17 protein-coding genes and 1 pseudogene are annotated in these 15,897 nt (G+C 40.6%); 8 read left to right on the top strand and 10 right to left on the bottom strand.

Annotation, left to right across the window (positions count from 1 at the left end; genetic code table 11):
- Window positions 1-113 precede the first annotated feature (113 nt).
- From NSQ77_RS12055 to NSQ77_RS12025, 7 genes are all read right to left on the bottom strand, one after another.
- A complete protein-coding gene (locus NSQ77_RS12055) occupies window positions 114-950 on the bottom strand; it encodes an ATP-binding cassette domain-containing protein (RefSeq protein ID WP_339226241.1) in 837 nt (278 codons plus the stop codon).
- On the bottom strand, window positions 943-1,809 hold the full coding sequence (locus NSQ77_RS12050; RefSeq protein ID WP_339226240.1) for an alpha-D-ribose 1-methylphosphonate 5-phosphate C-P-lyase PhnJ: 867 nt from the start codon (window positions 1,807-1,809) through the stop codon (window positions 943-945). The genes NSQ77_RS12055 and NSQ77_RS12050 overlap by 8 nt, the downstream gene beginning before the upstream one ends.
- Window positions 1,799-2,914, bottom strand: coding sequence for a carbon-phosphorus lyase complex subunit PhnI (locus tag NSQ77_RS12045; RefSeq protein ID WP_339226239.1), 1,116 nt, complete (start codon window positions 2,912-2,914; stop codon window positions 1,799-1,801). The genes NSQ77_RS12050 and NSQ77_RS12045 overlap by 11 nt, the downstream gene beginning before the upstream one ends.
- Window positions 2,915-3,514 (bottom strand): phosphonate C-P lyase system protein PhnH, encoded by a 600-nt coding sequence (gene phnH / locus NSQ77_RS12040; RefSeq protein WP_339226238.1) that lies wholly within the window; start codon window positions 3,512-3,514, stop codon window positions 2,915-2,917.
- Between the two features lie 184 nt (window positions 3,515-3,698).
- Window positions 3,699-4,121 (bottom strand): phosphonate C-P lyase system protein PhnG, encoded by a 423-nt coding sequence (gene phnG, locus NSQ77_RS12035; RefSeq protein WP_339226237.1) that lies wholly within the window; start codon window positions 4,119-4,121, stop codon window positions 3,699-3,701.
- Window positions 4,122-4,486: 365 nt separating this feature from the next.
- Entirely contained in the window at window positions 4,487-5,083 is a 597-nt protein-coding gene (locus tag NSQ77_RS12030) for a hypothetical protein (protein WP_339226236.1), read from the bottom strand.
- Window positions 5,084-5,096: 13 nt separating this feature from the next.
- Window positions 5,097-5,786 carry a GntR family transcriptional regulator gene (locus tag NSQ77_RS12025; RefSeq protein ID WP_339230997.1) on the bottom strand — a complete coding sequence of 230 codons (690 nt, stop codon included), beginning with the start codon at window positions 5,784-5,786 and terminating at the stop codon, window positions 5,097-5,099.
- A gap of 188 nt (window positions 5,787-5,974) precedes the next feature.
- On the opposite strand from NSQ77_RS12025, the gene NSQ77_RS12020 reads away from it, so the two are divergent.
- Both NSQ77_RS12020 and NSQ77_RS12015 read left to right on the top strand, forming a co-directional pair.
- Window positions 5,975-6,310, top strand: coding sequence for a L,D-transpeptidase (locus tag NSQ77_RS12020; RefSeq protein WP_339226235.1), 336 nt, complete (start codon window positions 5,975-5,977; stop codon window positions 6,308-6,310).
- 325 nt (window positions 6,311-6,635) lie between these two features.
- Entirely contained in the window at window positions 6,636-6,893 is a 258-nt protein-coding gene (locus NSQ77_RS12015) for a hypothetical protein (RefSeq protein WP_339226234.1), read from the top strand.
- 425 nt (window positions 6,894-7,318) lie between these two features.
- On the opposite strand, the gene NSQ77_RS12010 is transcribed toward NSQ77_RS12015, so the two are convergent.
- Window positions 7,319-8,368: an NAD(P)/FAD-dependent oxidoreductase gene (locus NSQ77_RS12010; protein WP_339226233.1), complete on the bottom strand. Its 1,050-nt coding sequence runs from the start codon at window positions 8,366-8,368 to the stop codon at window positions 7,319-7,321.
- Window positions 8,369-8,683: 315 nt separating this feature from the next.
- On the opposite strand from NSQ77_RS12010, the gene NSQ77_RS12005 reads away from it, so the two are divergent.
- From NSQ77_RS12005 to NSQ77_RS11980, 6 genes are all read left to right on the top strand, one after another.
- Complete coding sequence (locus NSQ77_RS12005) at window positions 8,684-9,484, top strand: ABC transporter ATP-binding protein (protein ID WP_339226232.1); 801 nt, start codon at window positions 8,684-8,686, stop codon at window positions 9,482-9,484.
- A complete protein-coding gene (locus NSQ77_RS12000; RefSeq protein WP_339226231.1) occupies window positions 9,481-10,389 on the top strand; it encodes an iron-hydroxamate ABC transporter substrate-binding protein in 909 nt (302 codons plus the stop codon). The genes NSQ77_RS12005 and NSQ77_RS12000 overlap by 4 nt, the downstream gene beginning before the upstream one ends.
- Window positions 10,390-10,415: 26 nt before the next feature.
- The gene (locus tag NSQ77_RS11995; RefSeq protein ID WP_339226230.1) at window positions 10,416-11,426 is read left to right on the top strand and encodes an iron ABC transporter permease; all 1,011 of its coding nucleotides are present in this window, start codon (window positions 10,416-10,418) and stop codon (window positions 11,424-11,426) included.
- A complete protein-coding gene (locus tag NSQ77_RS11990) occupies window positions 11,423-12,430 on the top strand; it encodes an iron ABC transporter permease (protein ID WP_339226229.1) in 1,008 nt (335 codons plus the stop codon). The genes NSQ77_RS11995 and NSQ77_RS11990 overlap by 4 nt, the downstream gene beginning before the upstream one ends.
- Window positions 12,431-12,668: 238 nt before the next feature.
- The gene (locus NSQ77_RS11985; RefSeq protein ID WP_339226228.1) at window positions 12,669-13,862 is read left to right on the top strand and encodes an MFS transporter; all 1,194 of its coding nucleotides are present in this window, start codon (window positions 12,669-12,671) and stop codon (window positions 13,860-13,862) included.
- Window positions 13,863-14,037: 175 nt separating this feature from the next.
- A complete protein-coding gene (locus tag NSQ77_RS11980; protein WP_339226226.1) occupies window positions 14,038-14,757 on the top strand; it encodes a YebC/PmpR family DNA-binding transcriptional regulator in 720 nt (239 codons plus the stop codon).
- A 62-nt stretch (window positions 14,758-14,819) separates the two neighbouring features.
- Here NSQ77_RS11980 and NSQ77_RS11975 read toward each other — a convergent pair whose 3' ends face one another.
- Together NSQ77_RS11975 and NSQ77_RS11970 are read right to left on the bottom strand one after the other, a co-directional pair.
- Window positions 14,820-15,107 (bottom strand): RNA polymerase alpha subunit C-terminal domain-containing protein, encoded by a 288-nt coding sequence (locus NSQ77_RS11975; RefSeq protein ID WP_339226224.1) that lies wholly within the window; start codon window positions 15,105-15,107, stop codon window positions 14,820-14,822.
- Window positions 15,108-15,176: 69 nt separating this feature from the next.
- Window positions 15,177-15,891, bottom strand: a pseudogene (locus NSQ77_RS11970) (AAA family ATPase).
- Between the last annotated feature and the right edge of the window lie 6 nt (window positions 15,892-15,897).

The following is a 15,897-nucleotide window of genomic DNA, read 5'->3' as shown; positions in this document are numbered from 1 at the left end:
CCGGGCTTTCACAGGATGTGATTTCTTCTGTGTTCGACACAGGACGTGTCGGCATTTAGTAGAAAGTCTACTGCTCTCGATGTGTCATTTTCACCGGACTTTTTGAACCTCCCCTAAAGTAATGAGTAAACCAGTTGCTGTGTATATGCATGCTGTGGATCCTCCAAAATTTGATCTGTCAGACCTTCCTCAATAATGGAACCATTCAGCATCACAATCGTCCGGTCGGCAAGCATGCGGATGACCGCTAAGTCATGTGAGACTACAATCATGCTGATCCCAAGCTCGCGTTGAATTTTTTTAATAAGATCAAGCACATTTGCTTGCACAGATAGATCAAGACCAGTGGTTACTTCATCTAAAAATAAAATTGGCGGGTTATTTGACAGCGCCTTGGCAATTTGCACGCGCTGCTGCATGCCACCCGAGAAATTTCTTGGCTCTTCCTTCATACGAAATAGTGGAATATGTACATTTTCCAGCAAGCTTTTACTTGTTTCCTCCATCTCGGATACATTCCGCTTTCCTGCTGCAATAAGCTTTTCCGCTATATTTCCAACCGAGGAAAAGTTCATTTTTAGTCCATGCACGGGATTTTGATAGACCATGCCATACTGATGATTGCGAATGTACCTCTTCTGCTGGGACGACAGTTCAAATACATTCTGTTCAGCTGAACCTGGTCCACCATCAATGTACGCCGCCCCAGATGTGACCTCTGCATCAAAATACAAGCATTGCATCATCGTCGATTTACCACTGCCGCTTTCCCCGACAATTCCAAGGATTTCCCCGGCGAATAAATCAAATGAGATATCATGACAAGCATAGACAGTCCCGCAATTTGGACAGTAATTTTTTTCTAAGTTCTGTCTTTCCTTACACCTGCTGCATCCATCACCAAACTGCTTTTGTAAATTCCTTACCTTCAATAGAGGCTCTTCATGCATGGCTTGTCTCCACCTCGACTTCCTCATTCTTATTTAACCGTTCGATGCAATAGCTCGTATCATTGCATTGATAGATCGTTTCGTTTGTAGCCGGATCAACCAACTCATCTAAAAAGACATCCTCCGCACCGCATAAATGACAGCTCTTTCCGGTAAAGGTTTCTACTGCAAATGGATAGTCATCAAAGGCAAGCGACTCCACATCCGTATAAGGTGGGATTGCATAAATTTTCTTTTCTCTCCCTGCACCAAGTAAAATTAATGCTTCCGACTGATGCATTTTCGGATTATCGTATCTTGGAATCGGACTCGGCGCCATCACATAGCGGTTATTCACGTACACAGGATGGTCTGCCCCTGTAGCCGTTCTCCCGTACTTCATAATTTGTTCAAATAGCATAAGCCATGCACCACTATAATCATTTTCCGAATGGAGGATTTTTGTTTTGTATGCACTTTTCTCGACGCGCCTTAATGGTTCTGGTTCTGGAACCTGCAAGACGAGAATTTGCTCTGGGGTTAGCGGTACTTCCGGAATCCGGTGTCGGGACTGAATAATACTTGCCTCCTGCGTTCTTTCAACAAGCTCCACTCCAGTCGTCGATTGCACTAACTTCTTGATGCTGACAGCATTGACAGATTCATCTGCACCTTGGTCAATCACTTTTAATACGTCATTTTTTCCAATAATTGATAAGGTGATTTGCAATCCCCCAGTTCCCCAGCCACGTGCAATCGGCATTTCTCTCGAAGCAAATGGCACTTGGTACCCTGGTATCGCAACAGCCTTTAAAATAGATCGGCGAATTTCCTTTTTCGACCCTTCATCAAAAAATGCAAAATGGGATTTAGTTTTCATCTGTATGTCCCCCTTTCTTGACGTTACGGATACTATCCAATTTCGATTGGAATGTAACATAATGCGGCAGTTTTAAATGCGATATAAATCCTGTCGCTTCCACCGAATCAATATGTAATAAAACAAATTCTTCATCGTGTGTCGGAAAACTGGATTCTGGATGCTCCAGGCATTGATCTAAAATACTCATCGCAATTGCCTTTGTTTCATTTTGGCCGTAACAAATACCGTAGCCTATTTCAAATTCCAGTTCCTGCTCATTCGCGTCGTTCTTTTTTGTAACCGGAACAAACGACTCGACCTCGGTTACTTGGATTTCCCCGATATAGAATGCATCCTCCTCATCCTGCTCACCTTCATTCGGATGCGAAACATAGATCGGCAGGCTGCCAACACGCACTTCTCCAACAGTTGGATGGACTTGCCCATATCCTCGCAGCGAAGCATAGCCTAATGCTGTCACTGCACCTGTCTGTCCTCTCGTTAACACTTGCAAACGAGCACTCCGTGGAGCCGGAAACGCTATGCTTTGTTTCGTAATATCGACTGGATTTGTATTATCTCTTTCATAGTTTTCAAATAGTCCCTCTTCCCGTAAGTAATCTACTACTTTCGGAAAAAATTCTAACTCATCGGATGTTTTTACTGCTTCTGATGTTTTTTGATAGTTGGATAGCCACGCTTCATTTTCTGCAGGGTCTTCCTCCAGCAGCTCAAAGTCTAGTAAACGATGCGTGTAATCCTTTGTCGCGCCAAGGATCTGCCCACCAGGAATATCTTTAAAACTAGCAGAGATCCGTCGTTCCACAAGCATTGTTTCAGATTCAACTGCTTGGCTGTAATAAAGCCTCGGTAATGTCGAGCGATGTGCCCGCATTAAAAAGACAGCTTCTTCCATGCTTCCCTCTGCTTGTTTAATAGCAAGTGCTGCCAAATACGGGGAATACAAACTGCTCTCTGACATAATTTGGTCAATCAGACTTTTCATTGTAGCCATAATCGTTTCAATTTCAATGATTTCCTGATTCTTCAACCGTTCAAATGTTAGACGCTCGATGGAGGCGTTAATCGCATGGGTCCCACCTTTTACTGCCACATAGCCCAATTATTTCACCTCCATTATGTCGACCTTCGTTGTCCGAGGTATGCAAACAACCTGTAAGTCGTCATCTGTCAACATCAAATCAATTCCTAATGGATACTCCGCTACGCAGGCATTTCTCGCCTGCCAGATAGCTGTTGTGAGCGCTGTTTGTAGCATCGTTTGATCTTTTATCCCAGGGCCTGTTAACATAAGCTCACCTTCAGGTACGTCGCTAAATGCATTTTCGATGATCCATGTAGCCGATGCATGTGGATCGATTAAGCTCCCTTTCTTACATCGCGCCATCGCACGGGTAATTGCTGTCTCCGGCGTTCCATTTAGTGCGATGACAAAGTCTGCTTTATCGATTGTTGTATGGGTTGCTAATGTATATTCCGAAATTTTTTCGGGTAAGTTTTGTCCGTTGTCCATAAGTACATGAAATGTCACCTCTCGATCGAGAAGGGTCATCATTGTAAGTAACGTTGCATCAAGCATTTGCAGATTGTAATCATTGCGGCCTGCCAACGTTTGAAGCGATGCAATTTTTCCTGGCCGTGACATACTATCCAATATTTTTTTGTAGACAAACTGCAAATCGTGCACGTGATCAATAGCCATCGTATCTCTCCTGTCTGACTTTAATGAAAAGGAAATAAAAGCTTTGATAATTGTATTTAAGTAATTGGATATCTCTAGTATTCGAATTTGTGAGTGACCCAATTTATTCGATTTTCTCCCGTTCAAGCGCTCATCTGCCTCATGATTGATGTCTAAGCTCTAAAAAATATGTATAAACATTCTCTTAAACATCCATCGTCTGGAAGTCTACCTTTGTTTCAAATAGCTTCGCCTGGTCTTTTGCTCGTTTTTGAATAATCTGCCTTTCTGCTTCCACTAGCTCCGCCTCCCATACAACTGTTTCTGGGAGGTTCGCTTTGTATGCCGCGTCAATTATCGCTAGGTTTCTAGCAAGCTCGTCTTTCACCCCAACAACTATACCAATCCCAATGCAGTTTTTGATTTCTGCTTTTGCTTCGGTTACTAGGACCTCTCCCATATAAAACAGGGAATTCTTCGCTGACTCTCGCATTTTAACCATCGTCAGCCCTTGCTGTGGGGCAATAATTTCACGATAGTCATAGGTATCTATAATGGATTCTGCAAGTTTGTTTGCTAATGCAGAATCACCTTGAATAAGAATTTCTGTTCTTCTCCGTCTTTTCATATTCGATATGACCTCCTTCACAAACCAAGCTTAACTTGTCGCCAAGTTGTTGTGTGTTAAGAGAGTGTATTGTTTTTGTAAATGTTATTTACTTTTTGATATGAACCAATGGGAGAAGAAAGGAAAGAAGTATATTATTTGTTTACAAACTCCCATTTTGACATCAAGTCTGTTCTTATTAACTATAAAAAGCACAGTACAAAAAATAACCAGTGGCCATTTTAAAATGACCACTGGTTTACTATTCGCTAATGTCCTCATGAAGTTGGCAAGCTATTAACTTATCTGCTCTTTGCGGATTCCAATTATGGATAATATGAAAATACAATTCGGTTCCTGATCCTTCAGAATACTCAAACCAACTATCAATCCAATCTCCTTGCCAATTTCTTCGAGGCATACAATCTCGGAACTTTCCGGTCTATAAGAATATCCATCATCACTTTGTCTATCTGAATGTCTTGATTGAAATACAAGCAGGCATTAATTAATTCCGCGAGCTTTTTCACATCCATCGATTCGATGCCATATACAACTTGATTGTGTTTTCCGTTTATTTCAATAAGGTGACTATATTGCCCGCCGCCCTCTCCCTGTTTACTTCTTAGGTGAACAACTCGGCGGATACTCTGGATCTCTTGATAAGGGAAATAAAACTCATTTAGATGGGCATCTATTTCACCGCCATTTATGATAGAACCTACCAATCGAAATGCACCCATTGGATTCATATCCTGCAGTTGCTTTGCTTGTACTCCTTCACTTGTCCATTTTATAAAAGATGGACCTTCATTCGTTAAACTACCAGGCAATTCAGGCTGTTGAATATACGATGCATATATAGAACAATCCTGTATGCAGCTTTGTACCTTTGCTTTTTCCGTCATGATTTTGGATATAAGAAAATAAACAAGAAAACCGAAAACAATCATAGAAACACTGATAATTTGTACAGGCTCCATCTGCCAACCCCCCCTAGTCCATCGTAATATCATACTGAAACTTATCACTTCGATATAAAATCTTTGTATATTCCAATACTTTTTCAGATTTCCTATCCATACAATTGCTTTCAACGACGATTAGCGGAACCATGCTTTTACAAGCAAATAATTGCTGTTCGTCAGCTGTTGGAAATGTGATGCTCAGCAATGTTTTGCTGCTGGAAAAGTCATCATATCCATGGGTTCGATAATAGAAAAACATCGATTGAATCGCTGGTCCATCCACCTGAATCTTTGGAAAGCTTTTCTCTCTTACATAGGAATTATGGATGGCGATGGGTTCATCATCAATATACCGCATTCTGCCAATCTTATAGACGGTTTCGCCTTCTTCAGCTTGAAGAATCTGATAGATTTTCACATCATAGGGGATTTTTTCACAATAAATATTTTTTGTTGTCAAATCATAGCCTAGCTGCTTCATTTTATCAGTAAAGCTCACCTTCCCTGTTAGATGGAGCCCGATTTTCTTTGACTTCTCCCTTAAGTAGCGCCCTTTCCCTTGCACCGAATAGACAATCCCTTGCTCTTCCAGCTTCGTCAATGCACTTCTAACTGTCATTCTGGGTACGCCATATCTCTCTGCAAGTTCATTTTCCGATGGCAGCTTAGACCCTGGTTTTAATGTTTTTGAGACAATTTGCTGCATCATGTCATCTATGATTTGTATGTCTGTTGTAATTGGACTCCTCTCCTTTCGAGTGACTAACCTGCTTATGCCAAAATTATAAGTTTATTGTAGCATGTTCATAAATCAGGGGGAGTAATAAAAATAGTGTCCTGCACGTTACGAACGTAATTAAGCGTAACCCCATATATATAAACAAAATAATGCAGGAGGAGATTGTGTTGGCACGATGGATTGATATAGCTGTAGGCAATCGCCAGCTAAAATTGTATGATGCAAGTACATTATTAAAGACATATCCGATTGCAGTCGGAAAAGTTTTAACACCCACACCTACCGGCAATTATATTATTGTAAATAAAGAAGCGAATCCAGGTGGACCATTTGGTGTATTATGGATGGGCTTATCGAAACCGCATTATGGAATTCACGGCACCAATGATCCGTCTTCGATTGGAAAAGAAGTGTCTCATGGTTGTGTCCGGATGTACAACAACGATGTTACCGAGCTTTCAACAATGGTCCCAATCGGAACCAATGTATATATTCATCCTTAACAAGGCAAATGTTTTTGCTGTCTTGATTGATCTGCCATCTCTGTTACAACAATTTCTATACGGCAGTCACATCAACTGCTTTACTCTCCTCCTGTTGCGGCAGCCAATAACAAGAATATTTTCTTCACTCGCAATTCTTCCTAGTACATTTTTCCCAAAAGCCAACTTCTTACCCGAACAAAAGATTGATAATTAAAATAATGGTGGGTAATAAGTATTGTTAATAGTTTGATTTATTTAAATATTTTAACTCTAGATTAACGGTACTTTAATATTTTTCCACTATACTGAAGGAGAATCAAATTTTCCTGAAGAGGTGATGACGTTGAAATTAAAGAAATTAACTTTCGCAACAATGTCAGCAATGCTTTCGACAGCTTTATTATTTGGATGTGCATCAGAGGATGAAGAAAATCCTGAAGAACCTGCAAATGATGAGCCTACAACTGAAGAGCCTGCAAGTGGGGAGCCCACAACTGAAGAGCCTGCTGAGCAAGATGATTCAAGCGAACCAGGTGCAGAAGAGGGAGAAGAAGGCGAAGCAGGCGAAGCAGGCGAAGCAGGAGAAGAAGGACAAGAATAAACGTATGAACATCAAGAGTATCCAGACATAAAATTGAAAACGAACTTTACTGGACATAATCTTAACTGAACATGACTGGACTGAAGCTTTAGAAAGAGAGCCGTTATACACTATAACGGCTCTCTTTCTAATGAATTTGTCACTTCTCGACGACTTAGGATTTGTTTCAAGAAGCCTTTTATCTGAAGTATATCATCTTTCCTTTAATATTTTAGATTTGATACTGCTCGAATATAGATTAATTCTCCTGCCAACTCTACAATCGTCCGCGTCACAATAACTGCTGCAGAGATTGTTGCCATTGGATCAGTCTCCAGAATAAATAAAACCGCTTCTTCGTAAGTAAAGAACCGGTTTTTTATTATATTAAGTTTGTTTATTTGTAAATGCTGGCATTAAAGAACTATAAAGGATTATCTCCCCTATTAATGCACCATGCTCTGAATAATTTCACGGTTGCGCTGCTTGAAAAGCTCATTATGCGAAGAAACCATACCAAACTTTTCTGCACCAGGCTGAATATATTGCTTTGCCTTATTAACAGCATTTGCAGCGTCTTGGAAGGCACCTGCAATGAGATGCAATTTCCCTTCATGATGCAAAATATCCCCAGCTGCATAAAGACCAGGTACAGAGCTTTCACTGCTCGCATTTCCAGCAATGTAGTAACCCTCTGCTATTTCAATATCAATTGGGCTGTTTTCAAGAAGAGATGTATCACGCTCATAGCCATGATTGATAATCACTTCATCTATTGGCAATGAAACGATCTCTTTCGTTTCATGGTTTGTTAGCTCAACATGCTCAATTAAATCCTTATTCGCACGAGCAATCAGCTTTGTAATCGAACAATTAAAGTAGCAAACTGCTGAACCATTTAATAATCGGCTCGCCTGTGCCTCATGACCGGATAGCACATCTTTCCGATATGTAAGAAACACATTCTTCGCAATGCTCTGCAGTTCGTTGGCCCAGTCGATTGCTGTATTTCCCCCACCAGAAATAATTACCGTTTTATCTTTGAAGCGTTGAAGTGATTTCACCGTGTAATTCAGATTTGAAACCTCAAATCGCTCTGCACCTTCAATATCCAATCGTTGCGGGTTTAAAATTCCGCCGCCGACAGCTACAATTACCGTTTTCGAATAATGTATTTGCCCAGATGCCGCTTGTAAAACGAATATCCCTTCATCGTTTTTATTGATGGATTCAATCTTCTCATTCATTACTACGGTTGGATGAAAGGTTAATCCTTGCTCAATGATTTGATCAATAAATTTTGCTGCAGGGGTCGGTGTTAACCCGCCAATATCCCAAATCATTTTCTCAGGATATACATGGACTTTCCCGCCAAGAACCGGCTGAAATTCGATAATCTTCGTCTTCATTTCTCTTAAACCACTATAAAAAGCTGAATATAGCCCAGCTGGCCCTCCCCCAATTACCGTCACATCAAATAATTCATCCTGTTTCACTTTCTTCCACTCCTTAAAAAAAGCTTCCACTGATTATCATTCTCAATTGAAAACGCATTTTTGTCAAGTACAAAATTGATAAAACTTCGTTAATAGGTGTTAGAAAACTTGGATTTTATTACCTATCCCTTTCGGTGAATACCTTTGGTGCACTTATGCAGAGTAAGAAAGTATATACTTTCTTACTCTGCCAAAATAAATACAGGTGAAAATAATGTATTGACAAAAGAAACGATGCAAATTATAGTTTAGGAGACTAGCTCGATAATGATAATCATTATCACTAACTGATGCTATGTGAAAAGAGGGTCTAACATGTTTCGTCTACAGACTGAAAATATAAATATTGGTTATGGAGAACACTTAATTGTAAAGGATCTCAGTGTTGATATTCCAGATAAAAAAATCACTACTATTATCGGATCCAACGGCTGTGGAAAATCGACATTGTTAAAAGCGATTACACGAATTATTGCACATGAATCTGGAACCGTCATTTTGGATGGAGAGGACATCTCAAAGCAGGATACAAAAAAACTGGCAAAAAAGATGGCTATTCTGCCGCAAACTCCGGAAAGCACAAACGGGTTAACAGTTGGAGAGCTTGTTTCTTACGGCCGCTTCCCTTATCAGAGTGGGTTTGGGCGTTTAAAGAAACATGATTACGAAGTGATTGAATGGGCCCTTGAAGTAACCGGTACAATAGAATACCGATTTCGTCCGGTAGATGCATTGTCTGGTGGACAGAGACAGCGCGTCTGGATTGCAATGGCACTTGCACAGGAAACGGAAATCATTTTTTTGGATGAGCCAACAACATACTTAGATATGGCACACCAGCTCGAAGTATTAGAGCTTTTGCAAAGGCTTAACAAAGAGCAAGAAAGAACAATCGTAATGGTACTTCATGACCTGAATCAGGCTGCTCGCTTTGCAGATTATATTATCGCATTAAAGGATGGGCAAATTGTTCAATCAGGTAATTGCGAAACGGTTATTACGCACGATGTGTTAAAAAAGGTTTTTCAAATTGATGCGGAAATTGGCAAAGATCCACGTACAGGTAAGCCAATGTGCATCACATACAACTTAATGAAAGAGGAGAAACAACGATGAAAAAATTAATCCTTCCATTTGCAATCCTGCTTCTATTGCTGTTCGCTTGTAGTAATGAAGGTACAGAAACAGACAATGATTCAGGCAGCAATTCAGATACGATCACCTATGAATCAGAAAATGGACCAGTTGAAGTGCCAGCTGATCCGCAGCGCGTCGTCGTCCTTTCGTCCTTCGCTGGAAATGTCATGGCTTTGGATGTGAACCTTGTTGGGGTTGATGCTTGGGCTAAAATGAATCCTCAATGGGAAGAGGATTTAGCTGACGTAGAAGAGGTTAGTGATGAAAGCCTGGAAAAAATCATTGAATTAGAGCCCGACTTAATCATTGGTCTTACCGGTATCAATAATGTTGATAAATTAAACGAAATCGCTCCAACCGTATTGTTTACATATGGTGCTGTTGATTACTTAACACAGCATTTGGAAATTGGTAAACTGTTAAATAAAGAAGAAGAAGCTAAAAACTGGATTGATGATTTCAAACAACGTGCTGAAGAAACAGGCGAAGAAATCCGAGCAGAGATTGGTGAAGATGCAACTGTTTCAGTTATTGAAAACTTCGATAAACAGCTTTATGTTTACGGTGACAACTGGGGCCGCGGAACAGAGATTCTTTATCAGGAAATGGATTTGAAAATGCCTGAGAAAGTAGCTGAAGCAGCGCAGGACGCCGGTTATTATGCTATGTCTTTGGAAGTACTTCCTGAATATGCTGGCGACTATATGATCTTTAGCCGATTTGATGAAACAGACAATTCATTTATGGAATCAGATATTTATCAAAATATCCCTGCAGTCGCAAATGATAATGTATTTGAAGTGAATGGACATGAATTTTATTTTAATGATCCATTAACACTGGAATTGCAGCTTGCTTTTTTCAAAGAAGCTTTCCTTAACTAACTACACAGAGAAAAGATGATTCATTTATGAAAAAGGAAACGAAAATGTCGATACCCTTTCTGTTCAAAATGATTGCAGCCCTGCTGTTCTTTATCGGGGCATTTATTGTCTCCATTGTTTACGGAGCCGCCGATATTCAAGTAAAAGATGTATGGCTGTCACTTGCTTCCAATGTGGAGGGAAGTGACATTTCCATTATCCGGGAAATTCGCTTGCCACGAGAGGTTGCTGCTGTATTTGTTGGAGCAGCATTGTCTATTGCTGGTGCAATTATGCAAGGTATGACGAGAAATCCATTAGCAGATCCTGGATTACTCGGACTAACAGCGGGAGCAAACGCCGCGCTTGCAGTTGCAATTGTACTGCTTCCCTCTCTCAATTATTTCGGGATTATGTTTACATGCTTCCTTGGTGCCGCGATTGGTGCTGCGATGGTGTTTGGGATAAGCGCCATTAAGCGTGGAGGATTTTCCCCATTCAAAATTATACTTGCTGGAGCAGCAGTTTCAGCCTTTCTTCAAGCCATTTCGGAAGGGATCGGAATTTATTTTAATGTATCAAAAGAGGTATCCATGTGGACTGCGGGCGGACTGATCGGCACAACATGGGAGCAGCTGCAAATCATTATCCCGCTTCTTATTGTTAGCACGCTCATTGCATTCGGATTTTCCAGACAGTTAACCATTCTAAGTTTAAATGAAGAAGTTGCTGTCGGTCTTGGACAAAAAACAGCACAAATAAAGGCAGTTCTGTTTGTCATCATTATTCTGCTGGTAGGTGCATCGGTCGCATTGGTTGGAAATATGGCATTCGTAGGTTTAATGGTTCCCCATATTGTCAGAGCAATTGTTGGTACAGATTATCGTTACATCTTACCAATGTCAGCTTTTGTCGGAGCAATCCTAATGCTTCTTGCTGATACACTTGCCCGTACGATCAATGCTCCGTGGGAAACACCGATTGTGGCTATTATTTCGGTTATGGGACTCCCCTTCTTCCTGCTTATTGTCCGTAAAGGTGGGAGGGCATTCACATGATTCATCCGTCGTTAATAAGAAAACAACGTATCGTTTTGGGTTTATTAGCATTTTTGATACTGCTCACTATTATTATCAGCATGGGGATTGGAGATGCTGCATTATCCTATGATCGAATTATTCCAACCTTGTTTGGTGCAGGATCGTTTAAGGAGTCCTTTGTTTTATTTTCCATTCGTTTGCCCCGGATTATTATTACGATCCTTGCTGGAATGGCGTTAGCACTCTCGGGAGCGATTCTTCAAGGATTAACACGCAATGACCTTGCTGATCCAGGAATTATCGGCATCAACTCCGGAGCCGGGGTAGCAGTAGCGATTTTCTTTTTATTTTATCCAGTGCAGTCTGGCACATTTGTGTATTTGCTTCCAGTAATTGCTTTTATTGGCGCGTTTCTCACTGCCCTGTTTATCTATATTTTTTCCTATGAGAAAAAGCAGCCGCTTAACCCGACACGCATGATTATTATTGGTGTTGGTTTTTCCCTGGCGTTATCTGGTATTATGATTGTCCTAATCTCGTCCCAGGAGCGTGCAAAGGTTAGTTTTATCGCGAAATGGCTTGCGGGAAATATCTGGGGAACGGACTGGCCATTTATTTTAGCAATCTTACCATGGCTAATCATCTTCATCCCTTATGCCCTGTATAAGGCAAATCGCTTAAACATTCTCGCACTGAACGAACCGGTCGCAATTGGTGTTGGTGTTGCGGTAAAAAAGGAACGGATTCTTTTACTTTTTACTGCCGTAGCACTGGCTGCTTCAGCCGTTTCCGTTACTGGAGGAATTGCATTTGTCGGACTAATGGCACCACATATTGCAAAATCGCTAGTCGGACCGCGTAATCAGCTGTTTATTCCAGTAGCGATATTATTAGGAGGCTGGTTACTGTTAATTGCAGATACTATCGGAAGAAACCTCGTCTCCCCTGATGGCATTCCGGCTGGGATTGTCGTTGCACTTATTGGAGCACCGTATTTTATGTATTTGTTGTTGAGGAAATAGGAAGTGTGGCTGACAGTCTTTGATTGAGACTGTCAGTTTTTTTGTTTAAGTTGGGAAGTCGAGATTACGCGGTTAATAGCTGGTTTGGAGTGCAATTATTGAGAAGCTGCCCAATAACTTATTACAGCTATCCAGGAATTTCTCCCCCTATACGTATCATCCAATTTATGATATATTATTTAGTTATTCTAGATAACTATCTTTTTTGTGCGTTGATATAATGAAAGGAGAAACAATTTTGAAACAATCTAGACCAAAATTATGGACGAAGGATTTTACGATTACTTCTGCCGTTAACTTTTTCTTAACACTTGTTTTTTATTTACTTGTTGTAACGATCGGAATTTACGCCGTAGATGCGTATCATGCCTCAACAAGTATGGCCGGACTTATAACAGGGATGTTTATTATCGGATCCTTGGTTGGGAGACTATTTACAGGGCGCTATATTGATTCAATTGGAAGTAAGCGCACATTGATGATTGGCCTCATCCTCTGCATTATCGCCACTGCTTTTTATTTCTTGGACTTTGGTATTAGCTTTCTATTAATTACGCGCCTTTTACATGGAATTGTGGCCGGCATGGCTAGTACGGCAGCCGGAACTATAATCGCAGAAATCATTCCAACATCACGTAAAGCGGAGGGCATCGGTTATTTTAGCATGAGTGCAACGTTAGCTACTGCCATTGGACCGTTTATTGGCTTGCTCATGGTTCAGCAAACAACCTTCCCGGTTATTTTTGCTTTCTGTTTTGTGTTAGGTATTATTAATATATTTATCGCCTTATTCGTGCAGGTAAATGAATCACAAGAAGAGCTTACACCAAGGGATACAAAAGGCTTTAAAATTTCAAGCTTTGTTGCGCCAAAAGCATTACCAATTGCTTGCATCACGCTCATGATTGCTTTTTGCTATTCCAGTGTGCTCTCGTATATTAACTTTTATGCTATTGATATCAACCTTGTGGAAGCAGCCAGCTTCTTCTTCCTCGTTTATTCGATTGCTGTTTTGATATCACGCCCCATAACAGGGCGTTTAATGGATTTAAAAGGCGCAAATATAGTTATGTATCCTGCCCTCATCATTTTTGCTGGCGGGATGTTGCTTTTAAGTGCTGCTGCAAACGGATTTACTTTATTAATGGCAGGTGCACTAATTGGCCTTGGCTTTGGTAATTTGCAATCTGGTTCACAAGCTATTGCCGTTAAATTAACCCCGCCACATCAGATGGGGCTTGCAACATCAACCTTTTTTATTTTTCTGGATGCAGGACTCGGATTTGGTCCGTATTTGCTTGGTTTCATCATTCCATATACGGGCTACAGATCGCTGTATATCATCCTGGGAATCGTGATTCTTGCTATCATGGTTCTATATTATTTCCTGCATGGAAAAAAGGACCGATTAACCATGAAGAGTCACGCATAGCTTTTATGCAAATGCCTTTTTGTTAGACACTATAGTTAGTCACCAAGCCCTTAGATAGCTGCCAATATTGCACTTATGCAGTTTAAAAATTTTTCTTATCTCACAAAAAAAGCTGGAAATCTAGCTTCTAAAGTTTTATAGTTTTATTTAGAGGTAAAGAAAGTGAGTGGTCCAAATGGGACGTAAATGGAACAATATTAAAGAAAAGAAAGCATCAAAAGATAAGAATACAAGTCGGATTTATGCAAAATTCGGCCGGGAAATCTATGTTGCAGCCAAACAAGGCGAACCAGACCCCGAATCCAATCAAGCTTTAAAAGTAGTGCTCGAGCGAGCAAAAACATATAGTGTACCGAAGCATATTATCGATCGCGCAATAGAAAAGGCAAAAGGCGGTTCAGAAGAAAATTATGATGAGAATCGTTATGAGGGCTTCGGACCAAACGGATCAATGGTTATTGTTGATACGCTAACCAACAATGTTAACCGTACCGCATCAGAGGTCCGTGCTGCATTTGGTAAAAACGGTGGAAATATGGGTGTCAGTGGATCTGTTGCCTATATGTTTGATCATACAGCTGTCTTTGGTGTAGAAGGTAAAACAGAGGATGAAGTGCTTGAACTGTTGATGGAAGCAGATGTTGACGTCCGTGATATCGCTGAAGAAGATGGATCTGTGATTGTTTACACGGAGCCGGATCAGTTCCATGCGGCACAGGAGGCATTTAAATCCATTGGCATTACCGAATTCACGATTGCAGAGCTAACAATGCTTGCGCAAAATGATGTAGAGCTTCCTGAAGCAGATCAGGATCAATTTGAGCAAATGATCGAAGCATTAGAGGATCTAGAAGACGTGCAAAATGTTTATCATAATGTTGATTTAGGAGAATAAATTGTAAGAGGCGAGCCGTTTAGGTTTGCCTCTTTTTTGTTTTCCAAAATAACTAGCTATCATCACTGACCTTTAAACGATAAACGCTTTGCCTCCAAAGCTGCTCTCAACTTCGGTAAGGAAGCTGGCCCTATCCCATGAAGCTTTAAAATCTCTTTCTCCGTAAAATTTGATAGCTGTTGTACGGTTGTTATTCCTTCATGTTCTAATGCGCGTCGTGCAGGAGCAGAAAGTAAAGATAAAAATCCTTCTTTCGGCTTCCGTTTCTGTTCACAAACAGGGCATGTTGGGCAGTCACTGCTTTTATAATATGTATGCCCATTTGGACAAATCTTCTCTGTTGCTGTCATTTCCTATCTCCTCTCCTCTAATATCCTTCTAGATTATACTGATTAGTCTTTTCAAGCGTTTATTCTATATCATGAATCACGAAAAATATCCTGCAAAAACTTTTCTCGATGTTGTAAAAAATAGCTTGTTATTTGATAATGTTCGGTCATCTCATAATCAATCTCTTGAATTGCCCCTTCATCAAAACTTAAGATAGCTGCATTTGGATACCCTAAAAGAATCGGAGAATGTGTAGCAATAATAAACTGGCTATCGCCGGCCGCTTCTAAATCATGGATAATTCGTAAAAGTGAGAGCTGGCGTTGAGGTGATAAAGCAGCCTCTGGCTCATCCAATAAATAGATGGCATTCCCTTTAAACCGATTTAGAAAAAGCGAAAAAATGACTCTCCATGTGATTGATGATGCAAGGAACGGCCGCCATATGCACCTTGAGCACCTACGGAATCAATATACGTAGCAAAATTATAAAAAGACTCAGCCCTCAAAAAAAGCCGTTTGTGGCTTTCGACATCCAAGAAAGGCGAATATAATCCCCAAGTGCCGATTCAGAAGCAGATACATCATAATAATTGTTCCTTCCACCACCCGCTGTATTAAAGCCAGCCTTATCAGCAATCGCCTCTAGCAATGTGGATTTCCCTGTACCATTCTCACCAACCAAAAAGGTTACCATGTTCGTTAAATCCAATTGACCAAGACTTTTAATGGCGGGAATCGAAAACGGATAGGTATGAAAAGAAGGAATACGATTACCTTGAAGTTCAATTCGTCTTAAAAACATGTTATC

The organism is Oceanobacillus sp. FSL K6-2867 (genome assembly GCF_037963145.1).
Taxonomy (GTDB): domain Bacteria; phylum Bacillota; class Bacilli; order Bacillales; family Amphibacillaceae; genus Oceanobacillus.
The sequence above is the reverse complement of the archived record's forward strand: the minus strand, read 5'-3'. Positions and strand labels throughout refer to the sequence as shown.